The 14,937-nt window shown below is 59.1% G+C and carries 14 protein-coding genes and 1 pseudogene; 5 read left to right on the forward strand and 10 right to left on the reverse strand.

The genetic code is table 11. The features are described 5' to 3' along the window. The first annotated feature begins 357 nt into the window (after positions 1-357). Positions 358-1,308, forward strand: a complete 951-nt coding sequence (locus LAB08_RS11055) for an enoyl-CoA hydratase/isomerase family protein (protein WP_096512172.1) — start codon at positions 358-360, stop codon at positions 1,306-1,308. Positions 1,309-1,385: 77 nt separating this feature from the next. On the opposite strand, the gene LAB08_RS11060 is transcribed toward LAB08_RS11055, so the two are convergent. From LAB08_RS11060 to LAB08_RS11080, 5 genes are all read right to left on the reverse strand, one after another. Continuing rightward, positions 1,386-2,870 carry a CoA-acylating methylmalonate-semialdehyde dehydrogenase gene (locus LAB08_RS11060; RefSeq protein ID WP_096512171.1) on the reverse strand — a complete coding sequence of 495 codons (1,485 nt, stop codon included), beginning with the start codon at positions 2,868-2,870 and terminating at the stop codon, positions 1,386-1,388. A 141-nt stretch (positions 2,871-3,011) separates the two neighbouring features. Further along, positions 3,012-3,683, reverse strand: a complete 672-nt coding sequence (locus tag LAB08_RS11065; protein WP_096512170.1) for a DUF4286 family protein — start codon at positions 3,681-3,683, stop codon at positions 3,012-3,014. Between the two features lie 27 nt (positions 3,684-3,710). Continuing rightward, the gene (locus tag LAB08_RS11070) at positions 3,711-4,733 is read right to left on the reverse strand and encodes an LLM class flavin-dependent oxidoreductase (RefSeq protein ID WP_096512169.1); all 1,023 of its coding nucleotides are present in this window, start codon (positions 4,731-4,733) and stop codon (positions 3,711-3,713) included. A gap of 63 nt (positions 4,734-4,796) precedes the next feature. Then, the gene (locus LAB08_RS11075; RefSeq protein WP_096512168.1) at positions 4,797-5,516 is read right to left on the reverse strand and encodes a carboxymuconolactone decarboxylase family protein; all 720 of its coding nucleotides are present in this window, start codon (positions 5,514-5,516) and stop codon (positions 4,797-4,799) included. A 90-nt stretch (positions 5,517-5,606) separates the two neighbouring features. Next, on the reverse strand, positions 5,607-6,290 hold the full coding sequence (locus tag LAB08_RS11080) for a glutathione S-transferase family protein (RefSeq protein ID WP_096512167.1): 684 nt from the start codon (positions 6,288-6,290) through the stop codon (positions 5,607-5,609). A gap of 176 nt (positions 6,291-6,466) precedes the next feature. Between LAB08_RS11080 and LAB08_RS11085 the strand changes: the two genes are divergently transcribed. Beyond that, complete coding sequence (locus LAB08_RS11085) at positions 6,467-7,390, forward strand: LysR family transcriptional regulator (protein ID WP_096512166.1); 924 nt, start codon at positions 6,467-6,469, stop codon at positions 7,388-7,390. Positions 7,391-7,413: 23 nt separating this feature from the next. Here LAB08_RS11085 and LAB08_RS11090 read toward each other — a convergent pair whose 3' ends face one another. Next, positions 7,414-8,691, reverse strand: coding sequence for a peptidase MATCAP family protein (locus LAB08_RS11090; RefSeq protein ID WP_096512165.1), 1,278 nt, complete (start codon positions 8,689-8,691; stop codon positions 7,414-7,416). Positions 8,692-8,886: 195 nt separating this feature from the next. Between LAB08_RS11090 and mhpA the strand changes: the two genes are divergently transcribed. Together mhpA and LAB08_RS11100 are read left to right on the forward strand one after the other, a co-directional pair. Next, positions 8,887-10,545, forward strand: a complete 1,659-nt coding sequence (gene mhpA, locus LAB08_RS11095; protein WP_096512164.1) for a bifunctional 3-(3-hydroxy-phenyl)propionate/3-hydroxycinnamic acid hydroxylase MhpA — start codon at positions 8,887-8,889, stop codon at positions 10,543-10,545. A 2-nt stretch (positions 10,546-10,547) separates the two neighbouring features. Then, positions 10,548-11,195, forward strand: coding sequence for a TetR/AcrR family transcriptional regulator (locus tag LAB08_RS11100; protein ID WP_096512163.1), 648 nt, complete (start codon positions 10,548-10,550; stop codon positions 11,193-11,195). A gap of 56 nt (positions 11,196-11,251) precedes the next feature. On the opposite strand, the pseudogene LAB08_RS11105 reads toward LAB08_RS11100, so the two are convergent. Together LAB08_RS11105 and LAB08_RS11110 are read right to left on the reverse strand one after the other, a co-directional pair. Then, positions 11,252-11,368, reverse strand: a pseudogene (locus LAB08_RS11105) (3-methyl-2-oxobutanoate hydroxymethyltransferase); the annotation flags it as partial. A gap of 23 nt (positions 11,369-11,391) precedes the next feature. After that, positions 11,392-12,009, reverse strand: coding sequence for a LysE family translocator (locus tag LAB08_RS11110; protein ID WP_096512162.1), 618 nt, complete (start codon positions 12,007-12,009; stop codon positions 11,392-11,394). A gap of 188 nt (positions 12,010-12,197) precedes the next feature. Between LAB08_RS11110 and LAB08_RS11115 the strand changes: the two genes are divergently transcribed. After that, positions 12,198-12,650: an Lrp/AsnC family transcriptional regulator gene (locus LAB08_RS11115; protein WP_096512161.1), complete on the forward strand. Its 453-nt coding sequence runs from the start codon at positions 12,198-12,200 to the stop codon at positions 12,648-12,650. Between the two features lie 87 nt (positions 12,651-12,737). On the opposite strand, the gene LAB08_RS11120 is transcribed toward LAB08_RS11115, so the two are convergent. Both LAB08_RS11120 and LAB08_RS11125 read right to left on the reverse strand, forming a co-directional pair. Then, positions 12,738-13,214, reverse strand: coding sequence for a PA2171 family ribosome-binding persister protein (locus LAB08_RS11120; protein WP_096515457.1), 477 nt, complete (start codon positions 13,212-13,214; stop codon positions 12,738-12,740). A 234-nt stretch (positions 13,215-13,448) separates the two neighbouring features. Continuing rightward, on the reverse strand, positions 13,449-14,684 hold the full coding sequence (locus LAB08_RS11125) for an NADH:flavin oxidoreductase/NADH oxidase family protein (protein ID WP_096512160.1): 1,236 nt from the start codon (positions 14,682-14,684) through the stop codon (positions 13,449-13,451). Between the last annotated feature and the right edge of the window lie 253 nt (positions 14,685-14,937).

Here is a 14,937-nt window from a genome sequence, read left to right on the forward strand (position 1 = left end):
CCTGCTGGTGGGCACATTGAGGGCGGGGCGTCGGTGATCTCATCTGATTATGCAGCTTGCGATTCCACCTTTCGCTGCTAGGCTTAATACGTCGGAGCTGTCCGCAAGGCGACATGTTTCGCCCCTTGGATCCCGGTGATCCGAGGCCTTTCACGCCACCAGCCATCCTCAGCCGCTACTGCCGACCGTGCCAGGCCATATTTCGGTCACGCGCGCTAAACCCATGCACATGTGTTGACCCGCGAAGGAACGGAGTAATGGGTGTGATTTTTCACGCCCCCATCAATCATTGGCAGGCCACAACGACGGCTCAATCGGGAATTCGCATGTCCTCAGGCATTCTTTGGAGAAATTGCCATGAGACTTCAATTGCTTACGGCTGCATTGATTTTCGCCAGCATGGCGACGACAGGTGCTGCTCTCGCTGGCGATACAGCCCCTTCAACCGCCACCAAGGCGGCTTCCACCACTGCGGTCAAACAGGAAATCAAGCTCACGCGAATCACACCCGAATACTGGCGGGTCACGTTCCACAACCCGCCGTACAACATCTATGGTCCGGAAACCATGCCGCAGTTGAACGAGGTGGTCACCGCCATCGAGTCCGATCCGAAGCTGGTGGTCGTCGTGTTCGACAGCGACGTGCCGGATTTCTTTCTCACCCACTATGACTTCGTCCCCCCGCTGACTGACACCACCAGTCTGCCCAACGGCCCGACCGGCCTGCCGCCGCTGCCTGACATGCTGGTGCGATTGAGCAAGGCGCCGGTGGTCTCGATTGTGTCGATTCGCGGTCGCGCTACCGGCGTTGGCAGCGAACTGGCGTTGGCCAGCGACATGCGCTTCGCCAGCCGCGAGAAAGCCATCCTGTCGCAATGGGAAATCGGCGCCGCCCTGGTGCCTGGCGGTGGTCCTATGGCGCGCCTGCCCAGACTGATGGGGCGCGGGCGAGCGCTGGAAGTGCTGCTGACCGGCAACGACATCAATGGCGAACTGGCCGAACGCTATGGCTACGTCAATCGCGCGCTGCCCGACGCCGAACTCGACAAGTTCGTCGACACCATGGCCCGTCGCATCGCCCGGTTCGACAAGCAGTCGATAGCCGACATCAAGCGCCTGGTCGACGCGGCCAGCCTGCCGCCCAATGACGCCATCGCCAGCGAATGGGAAGGTTTCATCGGTTCGGTGAAACGCCCGACGGCACAGGCGCGGATCAAACAATTGATGGAGCTGGGCCTGCAAAAGAAAGCGGACGTCGAAAAACGCCTGGCCCATTACACCGGCACTTTGGGTGAGGCGTCGAAATGATCCTGCATCCCGTTTCCTTATAAGAATCGCGGTTGCTTCCCAGGCTGGCGTAGGGAAGCAACCGTGACAATCTTTATTTATGGCGGACAATCGGGCCAGTGCTCTATGACGCTCTTGTAGCGAGTGTAAAAGCGCACGGCTTCCTCGCCGTATGCGTGATGAGCACCGAACATCGATCGCTTCCAACCCCCGAACGAATGCCACGCTGACGGCACTGGACTCGGAAGGTTGATGCCCACCATACCGATCTGAATCTGCCGGGTGAATGCGCGCGCGGCGCCGCCGTCGGATGTGTAAAGCGACACGCAGTTCCCCAGCTCGTGGGCGTTGACGAGTGCAATTGCGCTCGCGAGATCAGGCACCCGGACAACCGACAGGACCGGCCCGAAAATCTCTTCTCGATAGATGCTCATTTGCGGCGTTACGTCGTCAAACAGCGAGCCGCCGAGAAAGAAGCCCTCTTCGTGGCCGGCCACGGTCTGGCCGCGGCCATCGACGACAAGCCTGGCACCTGCCGTGAGGCCCGCATCGATATAGCCCAACACCTTGGTGCGATGCGCGGCACTGATAAGCGGTCCCATATCCAGACCGGGCTCCATGCCACCGCCCATCTTGAGCGAGCGCACGCGCGGCGCGAGACGTTCGATCAACTCATCACCGACACTCCCTACCGCCACCACGACTGACGTCGCCATGCAGCGCTCGCCGGCTGAGCCATATGACGAGTTGATTATCGCATCGACCGTTTTATTGAGATTGGCGTCGGGCAAGACCACGAGATGGTTCTTCGCACTGCCCAGTGCTTGAACGCGCTTGCCGTATTTCGCGCTTTCTTTGTAGATATATTCGGCAACTGGCGTCGAGGCGACGGCAGATACCGCAACCACATCGGGGTGCTGCATCAGTGCATCGACGACGGCCTTGCTGCCATGGAGGACGTTGAACACGCCTTTGGGAAAGCCCGCTTCGATGAATAGCTCCGCGAGCCGAATCGAAGCCGACGGAGTGCGCTCCGAGGGTTTGAGGATGAAAGTGTTGCCGGTCGCGGCCGCCATCACAAACATCCAGCACGGCACCACCATCGGGAAGTTGAATGGCGTGACGCCCATGGCCACGCCGACGGGTTGACGCAGATTCCACGCGTCGATGCCGGGGGCGCTCTGATCGGTGAAGTCGGTCTTGAGCAGGTTTGGAATGCCACACGCGAATTCGACGATTTCGATCCCGCGTATCACCTCGCCCTTTGCATCCTCAAACAACTTGCCGTGGTCGCGGGTAATCAACTCTGCGAGTTCGTCGCTATACGTCTCGAGCAGTTCCTTGAACTTGAACATCAAACGCGCACGCTTCAGTGGCGCGGTTTCGCTCCAGCCCGGGAAGGCGGCTTTCGCCGCAGCGACGGCCGCGTCGACGTCTTCTGCGTTGGCGACCGGCAAGCGGGCTGTCACTCGGCCTAGCGCCGGGTCCAACACGTCGGCGAACTGTCCGCTCGTGCCTGCAGCGTGTTGACCGTTGATGAAATGACTCAGTTGACGCACCGAGCCTTGATTTGCTTCGCTCATACGGTCCTCCTGAACATCAGGGTCCTGTACTGGCAGCAACATGCTGTGATCCATCCGTCACTATGCGCTCGCCCCGGCGTTTATCAAGGAGGTCGTCGCGTCAACCGTCGAACGAGGTAGTCGCGACCCATGGCGCACGAGTTAAGTTCGGGCTGCAACGAACGGTTGTCCAATACCTCTAAACACCCCGGAATGAGCCGTGAACCATTCTTCCTGAGCAAGCTGCATTCTCCAGGGAGAGTTGTTCGCCTGTTCGCGCGCACTGGATTGGAGGGCATCGGCTGTCGCAAGGTAGTGCAAGGCTAGATGGGTGAACGGCTGCGGCTCCCCATCCACGATCCGGAATCGTCGCACCGCAAGCCAATCGGAGCAGTCGAGCAATGTGGGGATGTGATCCTCTTCATACCAGCGGTCAAACGCTTCGGTGCGGGGCGCGGGCACGGTGAAGAATACGGCATAGACCAGTGCGGCTTCGCTTGAGGATGCGTTGTGCGCCTGCGGATTCTTCCAGCTGCTGATTTCCTCCCCGATATAGCGCGTGACATCTTTGGCTCCGGCCACTATGCGGCGAGTCGATTCACCCGAGCTGGCCTTGATTTCCTTGTACTCGGGTGTCAGCAGGGCACACTTGTCTTGCAATTCGTAGAGGGCCAGGTACGCAGGGCCATCTGCATTGCGAAAGCGCTGCGCACTGACGAAGCCCGGTGCTTGCATGCGCGGCGGGATATGCTCGGTGTCATACCAGTGGTTGAATTCGTCCTCCTGGGTCGCACCAGGCGTCATCTCTGAAAACAGCACAGCTTTGCGGGTCATTGGCCTGTCTCTCGTAAATGTTCAGCGCTAGCGCCAGCCGAGGTCGGGGGCGACATGGGTGAGAATCGATTCGATGACGTGCGCGCAGTACTCCACGCCCAATTGGTTTGGCACCGTGAGGAGCAGGGTGTCGGCGGCAGCGATCGCCTCGTCCTTGGCCAGTTCCGCAACGAGGACATCCGGTTGCGCCGCGTAGTTTCGACCGAAAATCTTCTGAATATCGTCGTCCAGGAAGCCGAGCGTATCGTTGCTCTGAGTGTCTCGACCGAAGTACAGCCGGTCCAGATCGTTCACCAGCGCGAAGACACTGCGGCTGACGGACACGCGCGGTTCTCGTGTATGTCCGGCTTCTTTCCAGGCCTCACGATAGGCGCGGATCTGTTGTGCTTGCTGGATATGAAGGGGGAGGCCGCTTTCGTCGTTCTTCAAGGTCGAGGTCTGCAGATTCATACCCATCTTCGCGGCCCAAACCGCGGTTGCATCGGAACCCGATCCCCACCAGATGCGCTCGCGAAGGCCTTTGGAATGCGGTTCGACCCGTAGAAGCCCAGGCGGGTTTGCAAACATCGGCCTTGGATTGGGCTGCGCAAAGCCCTTGCCCCGCAGCACCTCATAAAAAACTTCGGTGTGACGGCGCGCCAAATCGGCATGAGTCTCACCCTTGTCAGGCTCGTAGCCGAAGTGGCGCCATCCGTCCATAACCTGTTCGCCGGAGCCGCGGCTGATACCCAGCTGCAGCCGTCCACCCGCAATCAGATCGGCTGCCCCGGCATCTTCTGCCATATAGAGCGGGTTTTCGTAACGCATGTCGATGACACCCGTTCCGATTTCGATCCTGCTGGTTTTTGCTCCGATCGCTGCGAGAAGCGGAAAAGGCGATGCAAGCTGTTGAGCGAAATGATGGACGCGAAAGAACGCCCCATCTGCGCCCAGTTCCTCAGCGGCAACCGCCAGGTCGATGGATTGCAGAAGAACATCAGACGCCGACCGCGCCCGCGAACCCGCAGAATCGCTCCAGTGGCCAAAAGAAAGAAAGCCGATTTTTTTCATGGGAACCTCACCGAAAGGGTTCAGATACAGGGTAACGGGTGGTCATGATCACCCTGAAGCTGGTTAATCAGATCGCTTCTCAAGCACGTCCTTAACCACAGGCAATGCCGTATAAACGCTGGACCAACCCGTGTAAAACGCCAGTTGCGTCATGACTTCGCCCACTTGCGTGCCGGTCAGTCCATTGTCCATTGCGCGGTTCAAGTAGAAGGACAGTTGTGCGATCTGCGCCGTGGCCACCACCGAGCTGACCGTAACCAGACATCGATCGCGCGGGGCGAGGCCCGGTCGCAGCCACAGATCATGAAAGAGAACATCTCTGGTGAGCTGGACAAGCCCCGGCGCCACCGCACCGAAGTTCTGCGCGACGGTGGTCTCGCGTTGTGCTTCGGCTACCTCGTCGATGGGGAGGAGGTCGACGGTAGCCGGCGCAAGCTGCGCTGCACCCATTGCGCGTCGTTCAAAGACCGCATTCGTTACCTTCGCGGCCGCCATCGCATTGGCCCAGCCGGAATAGAACGCCAGATGGGTAATGATTTCCGAGATTTCGCCAGGATCGAGGCCGTTATCGAGGGCCAGGTCGAGGTAATACGACATCTCCGCACTCTGATTGCGCGCAATCAATACCGACAGCGTCACGATGCTGCGGTCTCGCGCGGACAGTTGCGGTCTCTGCCATAAATCGCCGAGCACGACGTCGGTCGTATAACGCGCAAGGGCTGGCGAAACCGCGCGGATGCCTTCAAGCGCGTTGCCGGAGTCGTAGCGAACTGAATGTTGCATGGCTGTTTTCCTCAGGTTGGTGTGCGCAACGGTGTCAGGGGCAAAGACTGGCCGTTTTCAGGCGGCCAGCCTGAGGAGGGCGAGTCTTGCCTAGACTGCGAGTGAGGCGTTCTGCGGGAATAGTGCGCGACGGGTTTCTTCGTCGAATTCGGTTTTGAACTGAAGTTTGTCCTTCAGCGCCAGAGCGCGGGCGGCCGCCGGGCGCGACGAGATTTCATCGACCAGGCGCTTGACGTGGGGATAATCGGTCAGACCCTTCTCGCCGAAGATATAGCCGGCAAAATTGGCCCAGCCCCAAAGTGCCATGTCGGCAATCGAGTAAGTATCGCCAGCCAGGTACTTCGAGCCGCCGAGACGCGCATCGAGAACCCGGTAGTGGCGCTCGACTTCTTTGATATAGCGGTTGCGCGCATATGGCAGGGGTTCCGGCGCGTGGTGCATGAAGTGCACGGCCTGGCCGGAGAACGGCGAGAGGCCGGTCGCGATGAACAGCAGCCATGACAGCATCGCTGCATGCTGCGATGGGTTGGCCGGCACGAACCTGCCATGTTTTGCCCCAAGGTGCAGCAGAATGGCGTGGGAATCGAATACCGCGACCCCGTCGTCAACGATGGCCGGGACCTTGCCGTTCGGATTGATCTCCAGAAATGCCGGCTGGTGTTGCTCACCCTTGAAGGTGTCGACGGCAGAAAGCTCGAAAGGGATTTCAAGTTCTTCGAGCAGGAGCGCGACCTTGGTGGGATTGGGCGTCGGATGAAAGTAAAACTCAAGCATGATGTTTCCTTGATTTGACGTGAGATAAATCGCAGTGCATTGGCAGGCACGGAGGGCACGAGATCAGCGAACCTGGGGCTTTTCAGGAGGCCTCCAGAGCGCGTAGGGAGATAGTGGACCGATGTCCCGGGTTTGACATACGATCGCCCCGATGAAAACGTTCGGTGAGATCGCACATGTTGTCTGAAGACGAATTGGCACTGCTGGAAGCGATTCGCGAGACTGGCAGCCTTTCACGCGCAGCCGCGCGGCTGGGCAAGGCGCCGTCGACGATCTCGCACGCCGCACGGCAACTGGAGGCGCGCTTCGACGCCTTGTTGTTTGATCGCCGTCGTTACCGACTGCAACTGACGCCCGCCGGTCAGGTGCTCGCCGATGAAGCCGCACGTCTGATGCTTGATGTGTCGCGCATGACTCAGCGTGTACGGCAGATCGCGAGCGGCTGGGAGGACCAGCTCTGGATCGTCACCGACGAAATTATCGAATTCGCACTGCTGATGCCGCAGGTACGCGATTTCGATGCGCTTGCGTCTGGCGTCAAGTTGCGCTTCACGCACGAAGTCTTGAACGGCACCTGGGAAGCATTGCGTGACGGCCGTGCGGACCTGATCGTGGGAGCGACCAATGAACCGCCGGCGATTCCCGGGCTGCGCTGGTTCGAGCTCGGCTCGATCGAATGGGTGTTCGCGGTGGCGGCGCGACATCCCCTGGCGCGCGTTGACGGGCCTCTCGGACGCGAGCACCTACGCGAGCATCGCGCGGTGGTGGTGGGCGATTCGTCGCGTGCGATAGCGGGGCGCGCTTACGGGGTGATCGGTGGCCAGACTTCGCTGGCCGTGCCCAACATGCAAGCAAAAATACTCGCGCAGCGTGAAGGCCTGGGCATCGGCTGGTTGCCGCGTCAGCGCGTAGCGTCGTTGCTGGAAAATGGCGAGCTGGTGGAGAGAGCGACCGTCGATCCGCGCGAGCCGACCGTATCGTATGTTGCGTGGCGCGGTGATCGCGAGGGGCGGGCGTTGCAATGGTGGCTGGAGCAGTTGCGGCAGCCGCGCCTGGCCAGGCGGTTGATACAGGGCATGGATATGACGATCGGCTCATGACACGAATCGAGTTGCGCGCTTGATCACAGGGCACTGGCATCGTTTTCGTGTTCATCGGCAAAGGCCATGAGCACTTCCAGATCGAGCACATCCAGTTTTATCTGAGCGATAAAAGCGGAGAAGGCCAGGTTGGCAGCGAGTAGCCGTAGATCGCTGGCCCAGGCCGGGACATAGGTGGGGCCCTGGAGCCAGCCGGACTCGAATAGCGGCGCCAGGCGTAAGGTATCCGCCAGGCTGAGGCGTCCGGCAAATAAATGCCCCACCAGTTCCGGTCGATTGTCGCGGATTGCGATGCGCAGCAGTGTATGGACACCCAGTAAACCCGTCAGGTAGGCGGCATCCTTGGTAAACGCCGAGCCACCACGCAGGTCGGCACCACGGAAGACCCGCTGGGTTGAGCGGAAAGACTCCTCTTGTGACTGGCCGGCGGCAAGAAAACCCTCGAAGACCTGTATGAAGTCGGCGCCATCCAACGCCTGCTGGACCGCAAGCACGCGCAGGGCCAGGCGGCGCAAGCGGTTGATGTCCATGCTGCCCGTGAACAGTTCTGCCAGGGTGGCAATGCCTTCCTGGGTTTGTGTCGTGCGTGGCGCTCCCAAACCCAGGCTTTTGAGGTTGGGCTGCAGCGCGCCATTTTGTGCGGTAGCGACATGCACGAAGGCCTCGTGCTGCAATAGCTGATTCTTGTCCAGTTCAGAGAACAGCGCGCCGGTACGCAGGCGGATGCGGCTTGCCCCGGCGATCGCCTTGGCGGCCAGCGTCGGGTCGAGCACGACCGTGACCCGGCCCTCACCGAAGAAACGGTCCAACTCCGGCTGCATCCAGGCGGCGAAGGCCTCGGCCGGAATCTCAGCCTGAGTCGGTGGAATCCGGGCGCCACCCAGCAGGGCGTCGGTGGTCGTGAGAAAGAACTGCGCCGCGTCCAGCATGCTGAGTTTCTGGTTCGGATAATAGAAATCCGGGCGCCGGTACAGCGCGGATGAATAGTGAGTAAAGGCGGGAGTGCCGATCGCACCCAGCATGCGTCCGGCCGTGGCATAGCTACGCGCGGTCATGGCCAGATAGTTCCCGGCCGGGTGCCCCAGGTCGCAACGCCCGATAAAGGCTTCCAGCGCGGCGATGTCGGCGCTGTGTTCGCGGGGGCTCAATTGGACTCTGGGCAATTCTGCTTTCCCTTCGCGCCAGTGCGCCAGGAACACTTCCTCGACGCCATCGGGCCAGGACAGGGCATCCAGTACGCGGATCCTGCGCACCAAGCCGGGTAGGGTGGCATCGAGTTCAGACAGGGGGGCGCTGCTCATGGAGTCACCCTTGGAAGATGAGGTTCATTCGAAAAAGCTTAGCCGTTGCGATGCATTGCGTCGTAACCGATCAACGGTTTCAATTAATAATGACAAAAACATCAATATTGAAATATCTCTCAATATTGCATACCTTGGTGACGCTTGACGATGAGACCTGTGCGCCTCACGACTTCAATCTCCCAAGGGCTCAAAATGAACAACAACAAGAACGTTTGCGAATTGCCTTCCTCCGCCGTCGATGTACTGGTCGTCGGTAACGGTCCCGTAGGTGCGACAATCGCGGCGCTGCTCGGCCGCTACGGGGTTACGACCCTGGTCCTGGACAAGCTCCATGACATCGTACTGATGCCTCGTGCCATTGCGCTGGACAACGAGGCCTTGCGCATCCTGCAACTCGCCGGATTATCGGAGGACGCCTTCGAGAAGATCGTGATCCCGGAAGTGAAGATGCACTCTCCGGTGCTCGGGCAATTCGGTCGAGCCAATACGCAAGGGTGCATCGACGGCCATCCCAAGCTTGTGACCTTCTATCAACCCGACCTCGAGCGAGCGATGCGTGGCCAGGTTTCCCGCCTCAAATCAGTGACCAGCCTGGGTGGTTTCGAGCTGGAGAGCCTGGTTGAGGAAGCGGATGGCGTGGTCGCCACCGTGCGGGATGAAAATGGGCATTCGCATGCTGTTCGCGCCCAATACCTGATTGGTGCAGATGGCGCCAGCTCCCGGGTCAGGGCGCTGATCGGCCAGGAGTTCGAAGGGCAAACCTATGCCGAGGACTGGTTGATTGTCGATGCCAAGAACCGGCATCAGTCGGCCATTGATCACATCGAGTTTATCTGTAATCCGCAGCGGCCCACGCCGCACATGCCCGCCCCCGGTGGCAGGGAACGCTGGGAATTCATGCTGCAACCCGGTGAATCCCGGGAGGAGCTGGAAAGCCCGGAAAGCATCGCCCGGCTCATTGCGCCATGGGTCAATCCGCAGGAACTGGAAATCGAGCGCAAGGCGGTGTATCGATTCCACGCCCGTTGCTGCAACCGATTCAGCAAGGGACGTACGTTCCTCGTTGGCGATGCCGCGCACATCACGCCGCCCTTCGTCGGGCAAGGTCTCGTCGCGGGCCTTCGTGATGGTGCCAACCTGGCCTGGAAGCTGGCGTGGGTCCTGCGTGGCCACGCCGCGCCGGCGATACTCGATACCTATGACGTAGAGCGCCGCCCGCATGCCCAGGCGATGATCAATCTGGCAAAAATGATGGGCCGCCTGGTGATGCCCAAGAACAAGATCGCAGCGTTCTTCATCCATGGCTTTATGCGCACACTGGGGTTGACTGCCTCGACCAGAAGGTACTTCGAGCAGTTGGACATCAAGCCGAAGAACACCTTCAAGCACGGCCTGTTCGTGCCACATCGCCGGGGTGACAAGCTGGTACGTGGCAGCCTGTTTCCCCAAGCCTGGATACGCACCCTGCAAAAGCAGATCAAGCTGAGCGACGATGCACTGGGAGACAACCTGACCCTGGTTGGATTTGGTGTTGACCCGTTGTCACTGCTCACCGCTGATCAGATCGTTGCCTGGGAAAAGATGGGAGGCCACTTCCTGGAGGTCAGACCCCGCGGCCAACGTTCCGGCGGCCGTTGCGACTTCATCGAAGACATGAACCATGAGATCCTGCCGCTGGCGGCGAAAGGAACACTGGTCGCCGTTCGCCCTGACCGTATCATCATGCACCATGCCCCTGGCAAAGAGGCCGGCAGGCTCCTTCGAGAATGCCAGAGCCTGCTGATGAGTGATGAAGTCACTCCTGACAGGGTTTCCAGTACCATCAACGAGCCGATTAGATTAAGAGCTTAATCATGCCTATCTCCACACCTCCTTTAGAAGCGGCTGTGCCGGAACCTCTCACCAGGGGGCACAAGAAGCGCGAGCGCACCCGTCGCGGTCTGATGGACGCGGCATTGCGACTTGTCGCACGCAAGGAGGTGGGGGAGATCGCCTTGTTGGAAGTCGCCGCCGAGGCGGCGGTATCCAACGGCACCATCTACAACTATTTCCGAACGCGCGACGAAGTAATCGAAGCGGTGGGCATCGCCATGGCCGCCGAGTTCTCTGACGCCATTTCTGTCCTGAACGCGGATGTGCAGTGCGGAGCACAGCGGGTTTCGATTGGCGTGCGCATGTTTGTGTGTCGGGCCGCCGCCGACCACCCCTGGGCGAATGCGTTGCTGCGGATCATCCATTTCGACCAGGCCATGCGCTCGCGTCTGGCTGATCATGTGCTGGGCGACCTGCGTGCAGGGCTGCAGGAGGGCAGTTTCACTTACGAAGACGAGGGCATCGCCCTGGATATGGTCGTATCGTGCACAACTGGGGCAATGCGTGCGGTTGTCGAGGGTCGTGCCGTGGCGGAGCATGATGTGCGGGTCGCCGAAATGATTCTCCAGGCGCTGGGCGTAACGCCTGCCAAAGCCCGGAAAATTGCGGCCAAGCCACTGCCTGGGTAACGCAGGACAGGTATTCCGGCTTCCTCATAAATGACGGCGCTGTACATGTCATAGGCGGTAAGCATCGTCCATTTTTTGCCCTGGGCCTTCATCTGTTTCAGGTGGGGAATTCGGACGCGCTCCAGCTGTTGGGCGAGAGGCGCACTGCCATACGGTGAAGGCTGGTCGTTCATTGGGATGTCTTACTGAAAGTGTATTAACCGAGCATCTGTTCGATAAATAGAACCACTGCGATGATGACCATGGCCGCACCAGAGAGGCGACTGACCCTATGTGCGGCGGCTGGACGTGCTCGAAGAACAACCTGCGATCCAAATCCGACTAACAAGTAGATCACGCCACAACTGAACGTGTGGACGAGCCCGAGCGCAATCATCTGCATCGGTACAGGCCAGGGTGCAGTAACGTCGGAAAATTGAGGCAACAACGCCAGGAAGAGCAGGAACACTTTCGGATTCAGCCCGCTGACACAAAGCCCCTTGATCGCCCAGCGCTTCCATGACCTTGACGCCTCGACGTTGTCTGCATGCAGCGTAGAGGGGCGGACGAGCATGTTGATGCCCAACCAAAGCAGGTAACCCGCCCCGGCCACTGTCAGCACTGACAGTGCCACAGGGTGCTTGGCAACCAAAGTGCCTACACCACCGGCTACCACCATTGTGGCAATCAAGTGCCCGGATAACAGCCCGCCCACGGCGGGTATGACGACTCGATGCTTCAAGCCGGCGGATATCGCGTAGGCCCAATCGGCTCCAGGTGTGATGACGAACAGAATCGACACTGCCCAGAAGGCAACCAAAACACTGAAGGTCATGGTGTTACCTGTGCCATTTCATAATTCACTGCATAAGTCATCATCCCGCTTCTCCAATCAAGGCCGTTCCTCTGGTTCTCTCAAGAGGAGTACGGTTGTTAATGAGTGGAGGAAGATTAGTGAAAAATGGTTAGAATTCACTTCCAAAGATGATTGTTTCTGTGGCCCAGCTTAGGAGAATTTTCTGATTGGATAGAATAGATAGGAAGATTCTTGCTGAGCTGCAAAAGGATGGGCGCCTTTCGGTCACGGAACTTGCCGACCGCGTAGGCCTGAGCCTCTCACCTTGTCACCGGCGAGTGCGGGCACTGGAGGAGTCCGGTGTGTTGCTGGGCTATCGCGCGCAACTTGATCCCGGTGCATTGGGTCTGAATTTTTCCGCCATGGTGTTTGCCACCCTTCGCGAGGGCGACCGCAAAGCAGTCGAGGCGTTCGAGGCGGCACTCATTGATATACCTCAGATAGTCGATGCCCAGAGGTTATTTGGGGAGCCGGATTACCTGCTGCATGTCATCGCCCAGGACTTGCCCGCTTTTCAAAGACTTTACGACGAGAGCCTTTCAGCCTTACCCAATGTACAGCGGCTGACGTCGACGCTTGTCATGAAGCGGGTTGTGCAGGATCGCCCCTTGCCTTTGTAATGTTGGTTGCTTTGCTTCGCACTGGGGAACCACGGTCACGGGAAAAAAGCCCAAAAGGAATTGGGCTTTTGTGCTCCTTCCCTTGCGCTAGGCCGCGATGTTCGGCGAGCCGAGACTCTTTTTCAGTGATGCTTTCATTGCCTCCATTTCCTTGCCCAGCTCATCCAGCTTTTCTTTGCCCAGCAGCTTTTTGGCTTGAGGAAACATTTCGGTCTCTTCTTCTTCGATATGGTGTTCGAGTAACTCCTTAACGACTTTCACGCGTCCCGCAAACTCGGGGGTAGAAGGATCAGTGGTTTTCAGATCGGGCAGAACGAGAGAATCGACTGTCCGGTGCTCTTCCTTGGCCTCGTAATACATTTCGTCCTGCTTCTTACCGCCAGCTTCCTTGTAGGCGGGGTACAGGATCTGTTCTTCAAGCTGGGTATGAATCGTGATTTCCATCTCGAGCTTCTCCAGCAGTTCGGTCCTTTTCTTGGTGGCTCGGTCTGTGGATCCGCTCAACTGGGCCAGGATTCCTTTGACTTTTTCGTGGTCGGCTTTCAGGAGGTCGATTGCGTTCATTGGGATTGCCTCTTCTATCACGGATGGCCGGCTGATCGTGGTCAGCGCTTCATGGTTGCCCAGATAGATCGCACTTTGCATGCCAGTTACCCACCAGGTGAAAAACCTAATAAATTTAATGACATGGAAAGCCTGCCGGCGACGTAAGGGCATGCACTATGCACGAGATGGGGTACAAGACCGTGCAGAAGATGGATTTTCGTGACCGTACGTGTTTGTGCAACTGCAAGGGCCTCAGGCGTTATCAATCCACTGCCGATACCGCTTCGCCTGACGTCGAGATTTCAGCTGACTGCTGATCAGTGCCATAAGCGGTGACATCCCGGGTCGTGTCCGCTTCCCTTGGCTCAGCAGGCCAAGCTGTTTCTTGATCAGCGATGCCACAGCCAGTGACGCCAGCGCCTTGTTCTTCCAGCGCACAACGACGGGCTCCACTTCGGTGTCCTGACCTGCCATCCACTGGCTGGGCAGGGTCGGCTCGATGGCCAACGCCGTGGCAAGCCCGACCATCGACACCGAGCCGCTCACCACGCGCTCCGCGACTTCCTTTCTGCGTACGCCACCCGTGACCATCAGCGGCATGCGCGCGATGTCTGCGATCCTCTCCGCGAATTCGAGAAAATAGGCCTCTCGGGCCAGAGTGCTGCCGTCGCGGGTCTGTCCCTGCATCGCCGGGCTTTCGTAGCTGCCACCGGATAACTCAACCAGCTCGACCGCCTTGGCGTTGAGCATTTCCACCACGCGAGCCGCATCCTCAGCATTGAATCCACCGCGCTGAAAGTCTGCGGAATTGAGCTTCACCGCCACGCAAAAGATCGGTGCCACGCGCTGACGTATGGCGTCGATGGTTTGCAGGAGAATGTGCGCACGATTTTCCAGGCTACCCCCCCAGCGGTCGTCACGTCGGTTGGTCAAGGGCGACAGGAATTGGCTGAACAGATAGCCATGCGCCGCATGAATCTGCACACCCGTGAACCCGGCACGCTCGGCCAGCACCGCCGATTGGGTATAGCGCTCGATCAGCTCCTCGATTTCCTGCTCATCCAACGCCCTGGGCGGCACAAAAGCTTTAGACAATCCTGGGATATCGACCGCAACGGCGGAGGGGCCTCTTGCCGGCTGCCCCATTGAAGCCAATAACTGCCGTCCGGGATGATTGATCTGCATCCAGGCTTGAGCCCCGCGACTGCGGCAAGCTTCGGCCCATAAGCGGAAATGGCGCAGGTTCCGATCGTCCTCAAGCACCACGCCTGCGGGGCCGGTCAAGGCGTGGCGGTCAACCATGACGTTACCCGTGATGATCAGGCCGGCGCCACCTTGCGCCCAACCCCGATAAAGCCTGGCCAACGCTTCACCTGGAGCGTGATGTTCGTTGGCAAGGTTTTCTTCCATGGCGGCCTTGGCGATTCGATTGGGAATCACCACACCATTGGGCAATCGAAGCGGTTCGAAGAGTTTTGACGCAGACATGCTCGCACCTACAGTGATGAAACTTCTACCAGCCGACATGGGCGCACGTGGTCGTTGAGTGACACTGAACGGCTGGGTCAGGAACCATGAAATCGAATGGCTATTGAGCACGCGTGTTCAACGATGCCATTAAAAATGGTGAACTGGCAAGCCCTCTGGTAATCACACCTTGCGTTTGCCTGGCCACGCTCATCCAGCCCATTGTCAGATACAGGAAGGGGGAGGGTATTCTCACCCCCAAAAAACCCGTTGA

It is taken from the genome of Pseudomonas izuensis (assembly GCF_002356535.2).
Lineage (GTDB): Bacteria > Pseudomonadota > Gammaproteobacteria > Pseudomonadales > Pseudomonadaceae > Aquipseudomonas > Aquipseudomonas izuensis.

What these genes read in the sequence shown, in the direction of transcription:
- LAB08_RS11055 (WP_096512172.1), top strand. Translation starts at nt 358, where the DNA reads ATGAGACTTCAATTGCTTACGGCTGCATTGATTTTCGCCAGCATGGCG.
- LAB08_RS11060 (WP_096512171.1), bottom strand. Translation starts at nt 2,870, where the DNA reads ATGAGCGAAGCAAATCAAGGCTCGGTGCGTCAACTGAGTCATTTCATC.
- LAB08_RS11065 (WP_096512170.1), bottom strand. Translation starts at nt 3,683, where the DNA reads ATGACCCGCAAAGCTGTGCTGTTTTCAGAGATGACGCCTGGTGCGACC.
- LAB08_RS11070 (WP_096512169.1), bottom strand. Translation starts at nt 4,733, where the DNA reads ATGAAAAAAATCGGCTTTCTTTCTTTTGGCCACTGGAGCGATTCTGCG.
- LAB08_RS11075 (WP_096512168.1), bottom strand. Translation starts at nt 5,516, where the DNA reads ATGCAACATTCAGTTCGCTACGACTCCGGCAACGCGCTTGAAGGCATC.
- LAB08_RS11080 (WP_096512167.1), bottom strand. Translation starts at nt 6,290, where the DNA reads ATGCTTGAGTTTTACTTTCATCCGACGCCCAATCCCACCAAGGTCGCG.
- LAB08_RS11085 (WP_096512166.1), top strand. Translation starts at nt 6,467, where the DNA reads ATGTTGTCTGAAGACGAATTGGCACTGCTGGAAGCGATTCGCGAGACT.
- LAB08_RS11090 (WP_096512165.1), bottom strand. Translation starts at nt 8,691, where the DNA reads ATGAGCAGCGCCCCCCTGTCTGAACTCGATGCCACCCTACCCGGCTTG.
- mhpA (WP_096512164.1), top strand. Translation starts at nt 8,887, where the DNA reads ATGAACAACAACAAGAACGTTTGCGAATTGCCTTCCTCCGCCGTCGAT.
- LAB08_RS11100 (WP_096512163.1), top strand. Translation starts at nt 10,548, where the DNA reads ATGCCTATCTCCACACCTCCTTTAGAAGCGGCTGTGCCGGAACCTCTC.
- LAB08_RS11110 (WP_096512162.1), bottom strand. Translation starts at nt 12,009, where the DNA reads ATGACCTTCAGTGTTTTGGTTGCCTTCTGGGCAGTGTCGATTCTGTTC.
- LAB08_RS11120 (WP_096515457.1), bottom strand. Translation starts at nt 13,214, where the DNA reads ATGAACGCAATCGACCTCCTGAAAGCCGACCACGAAAAAGTCAAAGGA.
- LAB08_RS11125 (WP_096512160.1), bottom strand. Translation starts at nt 14,684, where the DNA reads ATGTCTGCGTCAAAACTCTTCGAACCGCTTCGATTGCCCAATGGTGTG.